At 70.7% G+C, this 15,471-nt stretch carries 15 protein-coding genes; 8 read left to right on the top strand and 7 right to left on the bottom strand.

Features of this window, described 5'->3' with window-relative positions; translation table 11 throughout:
- Positions 1-15: 15 nt before the first annotated feature.
- From H7F53_RS04520 to H7F53_RS04505, 4 genes are all read right to left on the bottom strand, one after another.
- Positions 16-3,435: a chromosome segregation SMC family protein gene (locus H7F53_RS04520; RefSeq protein WP_185678292.1), complete on the bottom strand. Its 3,420-nt coding sequence runs from the start codon at positions 3,433-3,435 to the stop codon at positions 16-18.
- Between the two features lie 27 nt (positions 3,436-3,462).
- Positions 3,463-4,272 (bottom strand): thioredoxin domain-containing protein, encoded by an 810-nt coding sequence (locus H7F53_RS04515; RefSeq protein ID WP_185678291.1) that lies wholly within the window; start codon positions 4,270-4,272, stop codon positions 3,463-3,465.
- 81 nt (positions 4,273-4,353) lie between these two features.
- Complete coding sequence (locus H7F53_RS04510; RefSeq protein WP_185678290.1) at positions 4,354-5,070, bottom strand: DsbA family protein; 717 nt, start codon at positions 5,068-5,070, stop codon at positions 4,354-4,356.
- 3 nt (positions 5,071-5,073) lie between these two features.
- A complete protein-coding gene (locus tag H7F53_RS04505) occupies positions 5,074-5,586 on the bottom strand; it encodes a DUF721 domain-containing protein (RefSeq protein WP_246438487.1) in 513 nt (170 codons plus the stop codon).
- Positions 5,587-5,690: 104 nt separating this feature from the next.
- On the opposite strand from H7F53_RS04505, the gene H7F53_RS04500 reads away from it, so the two are divergent.
- Positions 5,691-6,740: an A/G-specific adenine glycosylase gene (locus H7F53_RS04500; protein WP_246438530.1), complete on the top strand. Its 1,050-nt coding sequence runs from the start codon at positions 5,691-5,693 to the stop codon at positions 6,738-6,740.
- Entirely contained in the window at positions 6,737-7,654 is a 918-nt protein-coding gene (gene nudC, locus H7F53_RS04495; RefSeq protein ID WP_185678287.1) for an NAD(+) diphosphatase, read from the top strand. Before H7F53_RS04500 ends, nudC begins: the two co-directional genes overlap by 4 nt.
- A 9-nt stretch (positions 7,655-7,663) precedes the next feature.
- On the opposite strand, the gene H7F53_RS04490 is transcribed toward nudC, so the two are convergent.
- Positions 7,664-8,101: a hypothetical protein gene (locus H7F53_RS04490; RefSeq protein WP_185678286.1), complete on the bottom strand. Its 438-nt coding sequence runs from the start codon at positions 8,099-8,101 to the stop codon at positions 7,664-7,666.
- A 201-nt stretch (positions 8,102-8,302) separates the two neighbouring features.
- On the opposite strand from H7F53_RS04490, the gene H7F53_RS04485 reads away from it, so the two are divergent.
- The 5 genes from H7F53_RS04485 to H7F53_RS04465 all read left to right on the top strand — a co-directional run bounded on the left by H7F53_RS04485 (position 8,303) and on the right by H7F53_RS04465 (position 12,721).
- On the top strand, positions 8,303-9,037 hold the full coding sequence (locus tag H7F53_RS04485) for a TonB family protein (protein ID WP_185678285.1): 735 nt from the start codon (positions 8,303-8,305) through the stop codon (positions 9,035-9,037).
- Between the two features lie 243 nt (positions 9,038-9,280).
- Positions 9,281-10,348 carry a mannose-1-phosphate guanylyltransferase gene (locus H7F53_RS04480; protein WP_185678284.1) on the top strand — a complete coding sequence of 356 codons (1,068 nt, stop codon included), beginning with the start codon at positions 9,281-9,283 and terminating at the stop codon, positions 10,346-10,348.
- Between the two features lie 6 nt (positions 10,349-10,354).
- On the top strand, positions 10,355-11,167 hold the full coding sequence (locus H7F53_RS04475) for a class I mannose-6-phosphate isomerase (protein WP_185678283.1): 813 nt from the start codon (positions 10,355-10,357) through the stop codon (positions 11,165-11,167).
- A 55-nt stretch (positions 11,168-11,222) separates the two neighbouring features.
- Positions 11,223-11,666, top strand: coding sequence for a DUF2721 domain-containing protein (locus H7F53_RS04470; protein ID WP_185678282.1), 444 nt, complete (start codon positions 11,223-11,225; stop codon positions 11,664-11,666).
- A 152-nt stretch (positions 11,667-11,818) separates the two neighbouring features.
- Positions 11,819-12,721: an OmpA family protein gene (locus H7F53_RS04465; protein WP_246438484.1), complete on the top strand. Its 903-nt coding sequence runs from the start codon at positions 11,819-11,821 to the stop codon at positions 12,719-12,721.
- A gap of 235 nt (positions 12,722-12,956) precedes the next feature.
- On the opposite strand, the gene H7F53_RS04460 is transcribed toward H7F53_RS04465, so the two are convergent.
- Together H7F53_RS04460 and H7F53_RS04455 are read right to left on the bottom strand one after the other, a co-directional pair.
- Complete coding sequence (locus tag H7F53_RS04460; protein ID WP_185678281.1) at positions 12,957-13,721, bottom strand: hypothetical protein; 765 nt, start codon at positions 13,719-13,721, stop codon at positions 12,957-12,959.
- A gap of 4 nt (positions 13,722-13,725) precedes the next feature.
- Positions 13,726-14,934, bottom strand: a complete 1,209-nt coding sequence (locus tag H7F53_RS04455; protein WP_185678280.1) for a toxic anion resistance protein — start codon at positions 14,932-14,934, stop codon at positions 13,726-13,728.
- 129 nt (positions 14,935-15,063) lie between these two features.
- Between H7F53_RS04455 and H7F53_RS04450 the strand changes: the two genes are divergently transcribed.
- Positions 15,064-15,456, top strand: coding sequence for an MAPEG family protein (locus H7F53_RS04450; protein ID WP_185678279.1), 393 nt, complete (start codon positions 15,064-15,066; stop codon positions 15,454-15,456).
- Positions 15,457-15,471: the final 15 nt, after the last annotated feature.

Here is a 15,471-nt window from a genome sequence, read left to right as displayed (position 1 = left end):
GGCGGTGCGCCCGGATCACTCGGCCGCGAGCAGCGCCTCCGCCCCGCCGAGATCGACGCTGACCAGGCGCGACACCCCGCGCTCGACCATGGTCACGCCGAACAGGCGGTGCATCCGGCTCATCGTCACGGCGTTGTGGGTGACGATCAGGTAGCGGGTCGCCGTCTCGCGGGCCATGGCGTCGAGCAGGTTGCAGAAGCGCTCGATGTTGGCATCGTCGAGTGGCGCATCGACCTCGTCGAGCACGCAGATCGGGGCCGGGTTGGTGAGGAACAGGGCGAAGATCAACGCCACCGCGGTGAGTGCCTGCTCGCCGCCTGAAAGCAGCGTCAGCGATTGCAGCCGCTTGCCCGGCGGCTGGGCATAGATCTCGAGCCCGGCTTCGAGGGGATCGTCCGAATCGACCAGCGCGAGATGGGCCTGGCCGCCTTCGAACAGTCGGGTGAACAGGGTGCGGAAATGGCCATCAACCGCCTCGAACGCGGCGCGCAGGCGTTCCCGGCCCTCGCGATTGAGGCTGCCGATCGAACCGCGCAGCCGGTGGATGGCCTCGCCCAGCTCCGCCTGGTCGGAGAGGATTCCGGCATGGCGCCCTTCCGCCTCGGCCAGCTCCTGCGCCGCAACCAGGTTGACCGGGCCGATCCGCTCACGTTCGCCCAGCAGCCGCTCGAACTCGCGCCCCTCGTCCGCGGCGGCGCCCACGGCCGCGCTGGTGAAGCCGAAGCGCTCAGGCAGGAGCGGCGGCGGGCACTGGAAGCGTTCGCCCGAGACGCGCGCCTGTTCGGCACGGCGGTCCTCTTCGGCGGTTGCGCGGGCGGCTGCACCGGCACGCCGTTCGCGGGCGTTGGCGAGGGCCTCGCCAGCCGCGTTGAGCCCCTGCTCGGTGGCGCGGGCCTCGGCCTCGGCCGTGGCCAGGCGTGCCTCGGCTGCTGCCAGTTCGGCGGACAGCCGCTGGGCGGTCGTCTCGCACTCGGCGATCGCGGTTTCCAGTCCGGCCGGCTTGGCTGCAATGACTGCCCGTTCCTCGGCGATTTCGGCGAAGCGCTGCTCCATTTCGGCGAGGCGGCGGGTCGCATCGCCGGCCCGGGCCTCCCAGCCGCGGCGGTCGGCGGCGCGTGCCGCGGCCCGCTCGCGCAGCGCGGCCAGGGCCTGGTCCTGGGCCGAGAGCGCTGCCACGGCGGCAAGATGGGCCTCGCGCGCGGCGTCATGACGGTGCCGGGCGGCCTCGCAGGCCGCGCGGCCGATCGCGGGGTCGGGCAAGGCTGTCAAAGCAGCCCGGGTGGCTGTCAACTCGGCCTCGGCCTCGGCCTGACGTCCGGCCAGTTCGGCCGCCATGCGATCCAGCTCAGCACTGCGCGCGCTGCGCTGGGCGTGTAGCGCCTCGGCCCGGTCCAGCGCGCGCAGCGCGGCCCGTTCGGCTTCGACCGCTCCCGCCACCGCGCGTTCGTCCGCGACCAGGGCCACCTGCAGCGCCGCCAGCGCGGCGGTTGACCGGGTCTCATCGGCCTGCGCCATCTCGACCGCGGCAAGCAGCGCGGGGCGCTGCGCCGCGAGTGCAGCATGGCGGTTGTCGGCCTCGAGCCGGGCCGCTTCGGCCGCACCCTCGCCATGGGCGACGAAACCGTCCCAGCGGCGCAGCTGGCCAGCGCGTGTCACCAGCCATTCGCCTGGCGCCAGCGCGCGGCCATCGTCCGTCTCGGCCATGTGGACCAATGCCAGCCGCGCGGCCAGCTCGGACGGCGCGGCCGAAACATGGGCGGCGAGGCTGTCGGCCACGGCCGGCGGCACTGGCGCGCCGGTCCAGACCCGGCCATCGCCGACCGGGGCAGGGCCGACCGGGGCGCGGGCATCGCGCCCTAGCACCGCGGCGAGCGCGCGTTCGTAGCCGGGTGCGGCGCGGAGACGGTCGAGCAGCGGCGGACCGGCCTCCCCCGAGTTCTGGCGGGTCCGCGCCTGGCGATCGCGGTCGAGCGCCTGGAACTCGCGCTCGACCCCGGCCAGATCGGCCCGCGCTGCGGCAAGCGTGCTCTGCGCCGCATCCTGCGCTGCCCGCAGCGTGGTGCGCCGGGCCTGCTGCTGGGTGAGATGATCCCGCGCCGCGGCCAGCGCTGCCCGCGCTGCCGCCAGCGCGGCTTCGGCAGCGGCGCAAGCCGCCGCGGGATCGGCTTCGCGGGCCAGCGCGGCGCGTTGCTCGGCCAGCCTGGCCTGTTCGCCCTGCAGTCGCGTCAGCCGGGCTTGGGCCGCGCCCACGGCTGCTTCGGCGATGCGCCACTCGGCTTCGCAGCCGGCCTGTGCCGCGGTGCTCTCGGCCTGGGCCAGCTGGGCGGCGCGGCTGGCCGCCTCGGCGCGCTCGACCGCGCCCTGCAGGGCGGGCAGGGCGGCCGTCGCCGCGGCGACCGCTGCCTCGCCATCGCTTACGTCGCGGCTCAGCCGGGCGAGCGCTGCCGCAGCATCGCGCGTCAACCGGTCGGCCTCGCCGCGGTCGGCCTCGAGCCGGCGACGCTGCCGGTCGAGATCGGCAAGCCGCTGCTCGGCGGTCTCGAGCTGTGCCGAGAGCGTGGCGAGGCGATGCGCGGTAGCCGTGGCATCATCACGCCGGTCGGCCAGCTCGTCGCGCGCGGCCGCCACGGTGGCGGCCGCGGCGTGCTGCGCCTGCTGGGCCAGCGCGGCGGCGTGCTGGGCTGCGGCCACCTGCTGCTCGGCCGCGGCCGCCTCCGCCTGCGCCATCTGCGCCGCCGTCGCGGCGTCGCGCCAGCGGGCGAAGACCTGCCGGGCCTCGCTCACCCGGATCCGTTCCGACAGCGCGGTATAGCGCTCGGCCGCGCGGGCCTGGCGCCGCAGCGTGCCGATCTGCTGGTCGAGCCCGGCGAGCATGTCATCGAGCCGGGCGAGGTTGGCCTCGGTGGCGCGCAGCTTCTGCTCCGCGTCCTTGCGTCGGACGTGAAGCCCGGCGATCCCCGCCGCTTCCTCCAGCATCTGGCGCCGCTCCGCCGGCCGTGCAGCGATGACCGCGGCAATCCGGCCCTGGCTGACCAGCGCCGGGCTGTGGGCACCGGTTGCGGCATCGGCGAAAACCAGCGCCACATCCTTGGCGCGCACGTCGCGCCCGTTGACGCGGTAGGCGCTGCCCGCCCCGCGCTCGATCCGGCGCACCACCTCCAGCTCCTCGCCGTCGGCCGCGGCGCCCTGCAGCACGACCTCGGCGAAGTCACGGGGTGGGCGGCCGGTGGTCCCGGCGAAGATCACGTCCTCCATCCCGCCGCCGCGCATCGATTTGGCCGAGCTTTCGCCCATGACCCAGCGGATCGCCTCGAGCAGGTTGGACTTGCCGCAGCCGTTGGGCCCGACCACCCCGGTCAGCCCAGGTTCGATGCGCAGCTCGGCGGGTTCGACGAAGCTCTTGAAACCGCTGAGCTTCAGCCGCCGGATCTGCATGGCGGAGCGGTCCTCCGGGGCCCCGGCCTAGCGGACGCCCAAGCCTTCGATCCGGGTCTTGAACTCCTCCCAGGTCGCCGTGCCGATCTTCTCGCCGTTGATCAGGAAGGTCGGGGTGCCCTCGATCTGCAGCTTGTCCCCTTGCTCGGTGGTTTGCTGGGCCATCTGCTGGGCCAGGTCGGTCTTGGTGAGGCAGGCCTTCGCCTGGTCGGCCGAAATGCCGCGCGCGGCGAAGAACTCGCTCAGTCCGGCAGCCTGGGCAATCGCCTGGAACCGCTGGTCCGGCGCGGCGGCCATGGCCGCATTGAGCGCGGTTTCGCGGCCCTTGAGTCCGTCGAAGATCGCCTTCTGGTTGGCAAAGACCTGGTCGGTCAGAGCAAGGGTGGTCTCTGGCCCGCCGCAGCGGGTGAGCAAGCCCATGGTCAGGTCCAGCCCGTCGCGGACGAAATGGCGGAACTCATAGCTGAGCCGCCCGCTTGCCACCCACTGGTCGCGGATCGTGGCGGCACCCTTCTCCGAGAACTCGCCGCAATGCGAGCAGGTCAGCGAGCCGTATTCGATCACCTTGATCGCGGCATCGGGGTTGCCCATGCGATAGCCGCCTTCGGGCGTGATCACGATTGTTTCAGCCCAGCTCTTGCCGGCCGGTGCCGCGACGGTGGGCAGCGGCGTGGCCGCCGCGGTCGCCGGGCTGCCCGCGCCACTGCCGGCCTCCTTCTGGCACGCCACCAGGCCCAGCGCGAGCGGCACGAGCAGGGCCGTCCCGACCAGGCGGCTCACCGACGGGCGTGATGCGGCGCGGGTGGCAGGACGGGGGGTGGAGGCGGAAAGGGGCATCGGGTCTTATCCTCTTGGGGCGGAACGGGGGTGGTCAGGACCGCGACGCCGCGCGGCGACCGTTGGGCAGGCCGGCCGAGCTCAGCGGATCGCAGCCTCGAGCAGTGGGCGCAGCGTGGCCCAGTCGTGCGCGTCCTGCAACTGCCCATTGATCAGGAAGCTGGGCGTGCCATTGACGCCGGCTTTGGTCGCTGCCTCGTTCTCTGCCGAGATCGTCTTGATCAGCGCCTCGTTGGCCAGGCAGCGGTCGAGATCGGCCCGGGCATAGCCGCGCGCCTCGAGCAACGGATAGAGGTGCATGTCCGCGGCCACGATGCGCAGCCGGCTCGGCAGGTCGCCGGTGCGCCAGCGGGCCATTTGCGCCTCGCTTGGCTGGACCATCCACTTGGCCTGGTTGAGCATCACCGCAGCATGGTTGCCCTGGAACCGCGAGGGCGTCCCGCAATTGACCAGCAGGGTGGCGGCGACGTCAACGATGTTGCGCAGGAGCGGCCGATATTCGAACGAGACCCGCCCCGGGCGCACCATCATCATCAGGATCGTGTCGCTTCCTTCCTTCTCGAAGGCGGCGCAGTGCGGGCAGGTGTAGCTGACGTACTCGACCACCTTTACGGGGGCGGTGGCGCGGCCCAGCACGTGGCCGCCCTGCGGCGTCGCCACCACTAGCACCGGGCCCGCCGCCGGCGCGGTGGGGCCCTTCGGCGCGGCGCGGCCCTTGGGGGCGGCGAGACCCGGAGCGGGGGTCAATGTCAGGGCCAGGGCTGCGATCAGGCTGGGGAACAGGGGACGCAACGGCATTGCTCAATCTTTCCGGTTGCTGGCATCAAGACTGCGGGCAAGCGATTCAAGGACCTGGCGCAGCTCGGGATCACCGATATCGCGCAGACTGTCGCCCAGTTCCATCGGGATCGGCCGCAACGAGGGGGGCGGGGCCGGGCGGGCCGGCGCGGCTGGGGCGCTGACCGTTCCCTGCCGCAGCTTGACCTTGGCCACCGCCGAATAGCCAAAGAAGCGGTTCACCCGCTCGATGATCTCGGGAATCACGTGCTGGATCAGCGGGGCATGGGCCGGGGTGACCACCAGCTGCAGGATCCCCTCGCTGCGCTCGCCCGGAGGGAAACGGATCGATTCGGGCGCGCAGACCCGGGCATGCTGGGGGCCAACGATCTCTGGCCAGCGGGTCACCACGCTGGACTGGACGAAGCCGAACCGGCGGAAAGCGGTGCGGCCGATTTCGGGCATCAGGTCGGCAATGGCGCGCGCCTGCCCGCCGCGCTGGCGCTCGAACCGGCGATCCGGCTTGCGCGCCGCCATGCGACGCGGGGATGAGGCTGGGGGTTCCCGTTCCATTGCGCTGCGGGCCATGCCATAGCCGCGCGGTGACCGCCAGTGACCAAGATGTAGCCGGGGCCAGTCGCCTGCCCGACGAGGCTGACACCGATGACCTCGCCGCGGCGCTGCTCGCCTGGTACGACCGCCATGCGCGCGATCTCCCGTGGCGCGCCGGGCCGGGCGCTCCGCCGCCCGATCCCTACCGGGTGTGGCTGTCCGAGGTGATGCTGCAACAGACCACCGTGGCTGCGGTAAAGGGCTATTTCGCTGCCTTCATCACACGCTGGCCGCGGGTCGAAGATCTGGCCGCCGCCAGCCCTGACGAGGTCATGGCCGCCTGGGCCGGGCTGGGCTACTATGCCCGGGCACGCAATCTGCATGCCTGCGCCCAGGCGGTCGCCGCGCAGGGCGGCCGTTTCCCGGGGACCGAGGCGGAACTGCGCGCACTGCCCGGGCTAGGCGCCTATACCGCCGCCGCCGTGGCCGCGATCGCCTTCGGGGAACGCGCGGTGGTGGTGGACGCCAATGTCGAGCGGGTGGTCGCGCGACTGAACGCCATCGCCGAGCCGCTGCCCGCGGCGCGGCCCGCGATCCGCGCCGCGGCCGACCGGATCACGCCCGCCCTGCGCGCGGGCGATTTTGCGCAGGCCATGATGGACCTCGGCGCGACGGTTTGCACGTCGCGCAACCCGCGCTGCCTGCTGTGTCCGCTGGCTGCCTGGTGTGCAGCCCGGGCGCACGGAGCGCCCGAGCGCTTCCCGGTCAAGCCGCCGCGCAAGGCTCGCCCGGCGCGGCGCGGTCAGGCCTTCTGGATTGAACGCGCCGGCGCGGTGTGGCTGGTCACCCGAGCCGCCAGGGGCATGTTGGGGGGCATGCGGGCGCTGCCCGATGATGGCTGGACGGCCCGAGCGGATGGTGCGGCGGTGCCCCCCTTCGCTGCCGACTGGCAACCACGCGGCGCAGTGACCCACGCCTTCACCCACTGTGATCTGACCCTGTCGCTGTGGTCCGCCGACCTGCCGTCCGGCAATCCTCCGGGCGAGGGCATGTGGTGGCCGGTGGCGCAGCTTGGCGAGGCCGGCCTGCCGACCCTGTTCGCCCGCGCCGCCGAGCGCGTGCTGGGTGATTGCCCATGACCCGTCCCGAGGCCTCAGGAGAGATCGTGACCCATCGCTTGCCCATCGTTTTCGCCGGCGCGCGCATCGACCGTGCCGATCCCGTGCGCTCGGACCCCGCCCGGCTGGCCGAACTGATGCAGCCCCACGCCCGGCTGCTGCGGCTCGATGGCCTGGAGCCAGTCCTGCCAGCCGGTGGCGGCCTGTCGTGGGGTACCCTGGCAGAGGCCGATCCGGCGGCCGAGCTGGTGTTCCTCGGTCTGCGCGACGGCGAGGCGTGCTTCGCGGCGGTGGCGCCAGGGCTGGCAGGGCGTGCAGCCGTGCCGATGCCCGAGGTGTGGCGCATGATCGGGGCGCTGCCGGACGAGGAGCTGGCGCTCTATGGCGGGGCGCGGATGCTGGTGGACTGGCATGCCCGTCACCGCTTCTGTGCCCGCTGCGGCGCTCCGACGGTGCTGGCCAAGGGCGGCTGGCAGCGTTCCTGTGCCGCGTCCGAGTGTCGGGCGGACCACTTCCCGCGGGTCGATCCGGTCACCATCATGCTGGTCGAGCATGAGGGCGATCTGCTGCTCGGACGCCAGCCCCGGTTCCCGCCGCGCAGCTATTCCGCGCTGGCCGGTTTCGTCGAGCCGGGAGAAACGGTCGAGGAGGCTGTGGCGCGCGAGGTGCAGGAGGAGGCCGGGATCGCCGTTACCGAGGTGCGCTATGTGGCCAGCCAGCCCTGGCCCTTTCCCTCTTCGCTGATGATCGGGTGCCACGCGCGGGCGCTGTCGCGGCAGCTGACGATCGACGCCACCGAACTCGAAGATGCCCGCTGGTTCACGCGGCGCGAGGTTGAACTGGCTCTGGCCGGCGATCCGGCCGCACCGCTGCTCGTTCCGCCGCGTCGCGCCATTGCCCACCAGTTGCTGGTCTGGTGGCTGGCGCAGGACTGACTGGCGCAGTCAGTCGTGGCGGGGGGCCCCGTCCTCGATGGCCTGGAGCTTGCGGGTGACCCGCAAGACTTCACCCGGAGCTGGGGCGACGGCGTCCATTCGCTGGCTATGGCTTTCAGCCGAACCGGGGTGCATCCGCAGCGGCAGGTATTGCTCGAAGGCGGTCAGGCGGCGGCACTGCGCGATAGGCGTCCGGTCGCTCGGGCAGCCATAGGTCTCGACCCAGAGTGAGACGCCCAGGACCATGCCTGCGCCGCGGTTGATCACGTCGACTGGCAGGTCGAGCACATAGCGTCCGCCGACCTCGCGCCCGCTGGCCCCCGAGGTATCGATCTGGACGCCGCCCTCGGCTGCTCCGGAAAAGGCCATGCGCGTGGCGTTCCACAGGGGGCCGCCAAGGGCGTAGACGGCACAGATCAGCAACAGGTGCAACGGCCAGAGGCGCACGAAACCGGTCAGCCCCGCAAAGGGCGAATCGGCAAGGCGGGAGCGGGGGCCGGGCATGGCGCCATTATGGGCGCAGCGTGCCTACCCAACGATGCAGTCTAGTGGTGACTCGCGGCTTAACCGTGCGTCCCGGCTGGGTCTGGCGGAACAGGCGGCATCGGGTTTTGCGCGAAGCCGCCGGTCCGTGCCACAAGGGTAGCGATGACGGGCGAGACCGATCTCTCCGCGCCGCGCCGGGTGCGCCTCGGTGTGGCCCTAGTGGTGGCCGCGCTACATGGGCTGGCCGTCGTCGCCCTGATCCGTGCCTTTGCGCCGGATCTGGCCGGCCGTGCAGTCGATGCGGTTGTCTCGACCTTTGCCGTGGCCGCACCCACACCCGCCACCCCGTCGCCCAGTCCTCGGCCGCCGCCTCGGTCGGTCGCGGCCGCCGGGTCGGCCGGAGCAGCCGGTCGCCGCGCTGTCCCCCGCGCGGTGGCGGCTCCTCCGCCGCGAATTCGTGTCCCGCGGCCAGCCAGCGCTCCCCCGGTTGCCGCCAGCGGATCCGCCGAGATCAGCGGCGCCCGCGATACGGGCAGTGGCACCGGGGCTGGAGCCGCCGGGGGTGGCACCGGCCAAGGCGGCAGTGGCATGGGGCAGGGCGGCGGCCAGGCGGCAGTGAAGATTGCGGGCGAGATCAACTCGGCGCGCGACTATCCAATCGCCTCGCGTGACCTGCGCATCGGCGATCACGTGATTGTCGCGCTCACTGTCGGCACGGACGGCCGCGTGAGCGCCTGCCGGGTGGTGCGGCCCAGCCGGGACCGCGAGGCGGATGCCATCACCTGCAGGTTGGCCCAGTCGCGTTTTCGCTTTCGTCCAGCCACCGACGCCGCGGGGCAGCCCGTGGCCTCTACCTATGGCTGGCGGCAGCGCTGGTTCTATCCTGGCACCCCTTGAAGAGTCCCTTGGGCTGCGAACAAAGTTGGTGCGCACCCACGACGCCGGGACGATGGGCGGCGATCGGCTTGGCGCGGCGCGGCATGTCCGCCGCGCACTGGGCTTCCGCATGGCCGGACTGCGGCTGTGCGGGAGTGGGGGGTGGGTTCTTGGCGAGCCACGCGATGTGAGGGTGCCCGCGCTTGCCAGCCGGGCGCGAGGCCGCTAGCCGCTAAAGACCACGGGACAGCGGATCACGTCGAAATGCAGAAGGTCACCCCGGTCATTCTTTGCGGCGGGAGCGGCACGCGGCTCTGGCCGCGCAGCCGGGCGGCGAAACCCAAGCCGTTCCTGCCGCTGGTGGGGAGCAATACCCTGTTCGAGGCGACCGTGGCGCGCTGCGCCGATCCGGCGCGGTTTGCGGCGCCGATGGTGGTGACGGGTAAGGCGCACCTGGCCCATGTCGAGGCGCAGCTCGGGCCGGACGGGGGCGAGATCATCGTCGAGCCGTGCCCGCGCAACACGGCCGCGGCAATCGCGCTGGCGGCGCTGCGCCTGCCCGAGGAGGCGGTGATGCTGGTCTGTCCGAGCGATCACCACATCGCCGATCCGGCGGCCTTCGTGGCGGCGGCGGCGGCGGCGGCCGAGCTGGCGGCGCAAGACTGGCTGGTCTCCTTCGGGATCGAGGCGCGCGCGCCCGAGACGGGGTTTGGCTATCTCAAGCGCGGTGAGCCGATCGGTGCCGGGCCGGGGAGCCGGGTCGCGCAGTTCGTCGAGAAGCCCGACCTTGCGCGGGCGCGGCAGTTCCTTGCCAGCGGCGACTATGCCTGGAACGGCGGGATCTTCGCCTTCCGCGCCGGGTTCTTCCTCAGCGAGCTGGCCCGGCACCGGCCCGACATCGCCGCCGCGGCCCGCGCGGCGGCGGCCGGCGGACAGAAAGCCGGCGGACAGAAAGCCGCTGGACAGGGCGCCGGAGCGCAGTTCCACCCGGACGCCGCCGCCTTCGCCGCGATCCGGTCGGAAAGCGTCGATTATGCGGTGATGGAGCACACCGACCGCGCGGCGATGGTCCCGGCCGACATGGGCTGGTCGGACATCGGCAATTGGGAGGCGCTCCACGCCGCCCGTCCGCGCGATGCCGACGGCAACCACGTCAGCGGCCCGGCCGAACTGATCGACTGCCGCAACGTCCTGGTCGACAGCGACGGACCGCGGGTCAACGTGATCGGCCTCGAGCACGTGATGATCGTGGTCGACAAGGGCGAAATCCTCGTCACCACCGCCGCCGGCGCCCAGCAGGTCGGCAAGCTCCACGGCGCCGCGAACCAGTAAACGGTCATGACCCAGTCTCCCCTGCTTCCGATCCGGACCGTGGCCAAGCCCTGGGGCAAACCCGCGCTCCCCGCTCCCTTTGTCGCGCCCCCGGGCGAGACCATCGGCGAGATCTGGTTCGAGCCTCCGCCCAGCCTCGACGCGTTGTTGGTGAAGTACATCTTCACGAGCGAAGCGCTATCGGTCCAGGTCCACCCTTCCGATGCCCAGACCCTGGCGGCGGGACTGGGGCGGCAGGGCAAGGAGGAATGCTGGCTGGTGATCGATGCCGAACCCGGCGCCGTGCTGGGGATCGGCTTCGACACCCGGCTCGATGGCGCGGCGCTGCGGGCCGCAGCGGTGGATGGTTCGATAGAACAGCTGATGACCTGGCATCCGGTCCAGGCAGGGGATTTCTTCTACATTCCGGCGGGAACGGTCCACGCCATCGGCGCCGGGGTCAGCCTGATCGAGGTGCAGCAGAACAGCGACATCACCTATCGGCTCTACGACTACGGGCGTCCGCGTGCGCTTCATCTCGACGAAGGCATGGCCGTGGCGCGGGGCGAGCCCTATGCCGCTGGTCGCCGTCGCCTGCCTGACCGCGGGGAGCTGACCCTTGTCGAGGGGCCGCTGTTCCGGCTCGACCGGATCGATGGACCGGTGAGCGAGACTCTCCGGCCGCACTATGTCGGTGCGCCCTTGCTGGTCATCCCTCGCAGCGAGGGCATCTCGGTGCACGGTCTCGCCCTCGCTGTGGGCCAATGCGCATTGGCGCGCGACATCGCCGACATCGCCATCAGTGGCGGCGCGCTGGCCTTGCTGGCGCGGCCGCTCTAGTTTGCCACCCGCGATGCTGGCGCGGGGTGGGCCGCAGCGCTAGAAGGGCAAGACCATGATAGCCCACACGATCCAGCTCGCGCTCGCTCCGGTCTTCGTGCTGGTGGCGATCGGCAATATCCTGAACATCCTGTCGACCCGTCTGGGACGGATCGTTGACCGCTCCCGCCATCTCCAGCAGCGCCACAGCGAGACCTTCGGCACCGAGCATGACATGATCGTCAGCGAGATCCGCGCCTGCGACGAGCGGATCACCGTCATTACCAAGGCTATCCGCAACCTGGTGATCTCCGGTCTGGCAATCGGCACCACGGTGGCGACCCTGTTCGTGGAAGAAATGGCGGGCTATCCGCTCGAATGGGTTGCGGCGGTGTTTTTTCTGATTGCCCTCGCGCTGCTGATGTGGGGTCTGATGCTGTTCCTGCACGAGACCCGGGTTGCGGCCGCGGCGCTGAAGATCCCGCGAGACTATCTCGAGCTTCATCGCGAGGACATTTGAGTGATGCGGCCAATGCAACGGGACACTCGGTTCATCGCAAGTCAGGCGCTATGCGGCGGGCCTGGCCTGGCCGATGTTGTGCCATTCATCCAGGGGCAAGGATCCCCTCAACAGTCAGCGACCGGACGGGGCAGATTGAAGGAGTTTAACCCATGCACGCCATGCCCATGAGGCGCCGGCTTTCCCTGACGCTCGCGACGTTCGCGCTGCCCATGGCAGGCGCCGTGGTCGCACAGCCGCAGGATCCCGCCACGGCCGGAGCGACGCAGCAGGACGCTGGGCGCAGCAGCATCACCGTTTATGGCACTGCCGAATACGACCCCGCCGCACTGGCCCCGGGGCCCGAGGTCAAGGGCATCATCTCGGCGCGGAGCGGACAGCGCATCAAGGTGACGGCCCCAGACGGGACCAGTTCGGTCATCACCCTGACCGACGCGACCAAGGTGAAGGCCAGCAGCGGCCTGTTCGGCAGCCGTGGCAAGCAGGACCTGTCCGCCTTGCTCAACGGCCTGCCGGTAACGGTCAAGACGCTGCAGGCGGGCAATGCCCTGGTCGCGAGCCAGGTTACCTACCGCAACAACGACTACAAGACCGCCGCCATGATCCGCACCGGCACGGCCCAGCAGTTCGAGGAGCAGGCCGCAGCCACCGAGGCGCTGCGCGGGCGGCTTGGCGATATCGACAAATACAACATCAAGAGCACGTCGAACGTCTACTTCGATACCGGCAAGTGGGCGCTCTCGCCCGCCGCCAGGGCGGATCTCTGCCGTGTGGCCCAGGCCGCCGAGGCCCAGGAGAATGCGCTGATGCTGGTGGTCGGCTATACCGACTCGGTTGGCAGCGACGATTACAACCAGGTGCTCAGCGAGAAGCGGGCAGGGGCCGTCATCAACTACCTGCAGCAGGCCTGCAAGTGGAAGCCTTACCGCATGCTGACGCCGACCGGCATGGCCAAGGCTGATCCGCTGGCCAGCAACGACACCGAGGAAGGCAAGGCGCAGAACCGCCGCGTCTCCATCAACGTGTTGGTGAGCAAGAGCGTCGACGTGGAGTAATGGTGGGCGTTCTCTCCCCGGTTGGATCCGCTGGGTGCAGCAGGGGGGAGAGACGCGCCGACAGTCGATCGTCGTCCCGGGCTAGACCCGGGACGAGGCTTCATGCCGGTTCTGCCGCCGCAAGAGGAAGCCCGGCCCCGTGTCTAGCCCGGGGTGACGATGATGTCGGGCTGGCGTTCGGACGGCAGGCCTGGCTGTTCCGGCCACCGCGATTGTCGTCGTGAGCCTCCATGCCTCAGCCCGAGGCAGGATCCCCGCTCTGGTCCTCCAGCGCGCCGCCGTACTTGTAGTCCAGATAGCGCGCCTTGATCGCCAGGGCATCGATCGGGCCGCTGGCGAGCTGGCGGGTGACGCTGTCGATCTCGCCGCTGATCCGGCCGAGGCTTTCGGTCAGCGCCTGGTCCGGCGTGCTGCCGCCGGCCCGCGGTTCGGCGCGCAGGTGGGCGGGGATCGACGTATAGGTGCTGACCAGCCCGGGCAGGTCCTCACCGACGAGCTTGCGGATTTCGGCCGTGCCCGGCTGATCCTGGCCGATCCGGTCAAGCTGCAGACCGAGCGCGTCCAGCTGCACGCCGATCTGGTCGACCAACCGAACCGCCGGAGCGGGCAGGGCCGGCCGCTGCGTTTCCAGCCACAGCTCGGTGTTGCCGACGATCGCCCGGAGTGATCCCTGGGCCAACTGCTCGCGGTCCGGCACGGCCATCCGGGGATAGCTGAGCAGGACCCCGCCGATCACCACCGCAGCCAGTACGGCAAGGAACAGTCCGCCCAGTCCGATCCCGTTGAGCACCAGTCCCGCACCCATGGTGGCCACGACCACGGCGGCGATCGCGAAGAGCGCGCGTTTGAGCCGTGCCAGCAGATGCTCCCGCTTGAGCTGGGCCGAGCGCCGGCCGATCGACGCACGGGTCGCCACCCGCCGGCCGCCGGCGCGCTGGGTTACCAGGCTGCGCCGCGCCTCGGCCAGGATCCGGTCGCTGTCTCGCGCGTCACCGGGCAAGCGTTCAGCCCTCCAGCGAGAGCGGCGAGGGCGCGTCGGCGGTGAGCTGCGCCTGGGCGGCGCCCTCGGCCCGGGCGATGTAACCCTTGGACTTGTCAAGCTCGGTCGAGAGGGTGTTGACCGTCTGCTTCATCGCATCGAGCGCCTTGAGCTTGAAGGTGTCGATCGAATCCATGGTGTCATAGATGTTCTGGAACGCCCGCTGCAGCGTTTCCAGCGGGATCGTGCTGCTCGCGGCCTGTTCGTGGATGCGCGCGGTCTGGGTCTTGAGCAGCTGGCCGGTGCTGTCGATCATGTTGGCCGTGGTGGTGTTGAGCGCGGTGACCTGATCGAGCACCAGCCGTTGGTTCGCCATGGCCTGGGCCACCGTGACCGCGGTGCGCAGCGCGGCGACCGTGGTGGTGCTGGCGCGATCGACGCCCTTGACCAGTTCGACGTTGTTCTTCTTGACCAGATCCAGCGCCAGGTAGCCCTGCACGGTGACCGCCATCTGGGTCATCAGGTCCTGGGTGCGCTGGCGGGTGTAGAACAGCGCGCTCTCGCGGATCGCCTTGGCCTTGGCCGGCTCGGTCGCGTCCAGGTCGGCGGCGGTCTCCTCCAGCTTGGCGTCCATGGTCCGGCTGATCTCGATCATCTGTTCGAGATTGCCCATCGCCTCCCACAGCTTCTGCCGCTCCACGTCGATCGCCGCATTGTCCATCAGCAGCTCGTCCTTGCCCGAGGCCAGGTGGGTGAGCACCGACTGGATGTGCGTCTGAGCCGACTGGTACGAGTTGAAGTAGCGCTTCAGGCTGTTGCCGAAGGGGATGATCCCCAGCAGCTTCTTCGGCTTGCTGAGCGCGCCGGCCTTGCCGGGATCGAGCTCCTCCACCGTGCGCCGCAGTTCGGCCAGGTTGGCGCCGACGCCGCTGTCCTTGTCCATCGCCCGCACCGGGCGATCGAGGAAACGGTTCGACATGCCGGCCGCCACGGCGATCTCCTTGCGGCCCATGTTGGTGAGCTGGTCGATCCGCTTGCCGAATTCGGGGCTGTTCGGGTCCTGCGCGACCAGATCGGCGACAAAGGCATCGACCTTCTGCTGCAGCTTGGACTTGGCCTCCTCGCTGATCGGCACGAGCCCCACGGCCTGGCTCGGCGCGACGACCGGAACCGGATCGGGCGGGGTCAAGGTCAGCGGGGCTGCGGTCGTGGTGTCGGTTGGGATCGTGGCCATGCGTGCAGACTTTTCCGGTTGTTCCGGGCTAGAGATGGGCGCTCTTCCGCCCCCGGTCAAGCTGTGTTAGGGCGATAAGACACAAGCGCCGGCCCGGTGACAGGGCAGCCAGGACGAGGGTGCAAGGACATGGCCGACGAACTGAGGATCCTGGTCTGGGCGGCCGGGCTTCTGCTGGTCCACATCATGGTGGCTGGACAGGCCAAGACCGCGCAGTACGGTTCGGCCTGGAACGTTGGCGCGCGCGACGAGGCGCTGCCGCCGCCCGATCCCGTGGTAGGCCGGCTGATCCGTGCCCAGGCCAATTTCCTTGAGACCCTGCCGGTGGCGATCATTGGTCTGCTGCTGGTTCATCTCACCGGCCGGCACAGCCCGATGACCGCATTGGGTGGGTGGATCTGGCTGGGGGCCCGGACGGTCTACCTGCCGCTCTACTGGGCCGGCATTCCACTGGTGCGCACTGTCGTCTATCTCGCCAGCCTGGTCGGGCTGGCGATGGTGTTCCGTCCGCTGCTGGGCTGAGCCCTTGCCGTCCTG

It is taken from the genome of Novosphingobium piscinae, assembly GCF_014230355.1.
In the GTDB taxonomy this organism is placed as follows: domain Bacteria; phylum Pseudomonadota; class Alphaproteobacteria; order Sphingomonadales; family Sphingomonadaceae; genus Novosphingobium; species Novosphingobium piscinae.
The sequence above is the reverse complement of the archived record's forward strand: the minus strand, read 5'-3'. Positions and strand labels throughout refer to the sequence as shown.

What these genes read in the sequence shown, in the direction of transcription:
- H7F53_RS04470 (WP_185678282.1), top strand. Translation starts at nt 11,223, where the DNA reads ATGATAGCCCACACGATCCAGCTCGCGCTCGCTCCGGTCTTCGTGCTG.
- H7F53_RS04480 (WP_185678284.1), top strand. Translation starts at nt 9,281, where the DNA reads ATGCAGAAGGTCACCCCGGTCATTCTTTGCGGCGGGAGCGGCACGCGG.
- H7F53_RS04520 (WP_185678292.1), bottom strand. Translation starts at nt 3,435, where the DNA reads ATGCAGATCCGGCGGCTGAAGCTCAGCGGTTTCAAGAGCTTCGTCGAA.
- H7F53_RS04450 (WP_185678279.1), top strand. Translation starts at nt 15,064, where the DNA reads ATGGCCGACGAACTGAGGATCCTGGTCTGGGCGGCCGGGCTTCTGCTG.
- nudC (WP_185678287.1), top strand. Translation starts at nt 6,737, where the DNA reads ATGACCCGTCCCGAGGCCTCAGGAGAGATCGTGACCCATCGCTTGCCC.
- H7F53_RS04455 (WP_185678280.1), bottom strand. Translation starts at nt 14,934, where the DNA reads ATGGCCACGATCCCAACCGACACCACGACCGCAGCCCCGCTGACCTTG.
- H7F53_RS04515 (WP_185678291.1), bottom strand. Translation starts at nt 4,272, where the DNA reads ATGCCCCTTTCCGCCTCCACCCCCCGTCCTGCCACCCGCGCCGCATCA.
- H7F53_RS04510 (WP_185678290.1), bottom strand. Translation starts at nt 5,070, where the DNA reads ATGCCGTTGCGTCCCCTGTTCCCCAGCCTGATCGCAGCCCTGGCCCTG.
- H7F53_RS04465 (WP_246438484.1), top strand. Translation starts at nt 11,819, where the DNA reads ATGCACGCCATGCCCATGAGGCGCCGGCTTTCCCTGACGCTCGCGACG.
- H7F53_RS04505 (WP_246438487.1), bottom strand. Translation starts at nt 5,586, where the DNA reads ATGGCGGCGCGCAAGCCGGATCGCCGGTTCGAGCGCCAGCGCGGCGGG.
- H7F53_RS04485 (WP_185678285.1), top strand. Translation starts at nt 8,303, where the DNA reads ATGACGGGCGAGACCGATCTCTCCGCGCCGCGCCGGGTGCGCCTCGGT.
- H7F53_RS04475 (WP_185678283.1), top strand. Translation starts at nt 10,355, where the DNA reads ATGACCCAGTCTCCCCTGCTTCCGATCCGGACCGTGGCCAAGCCCTGG.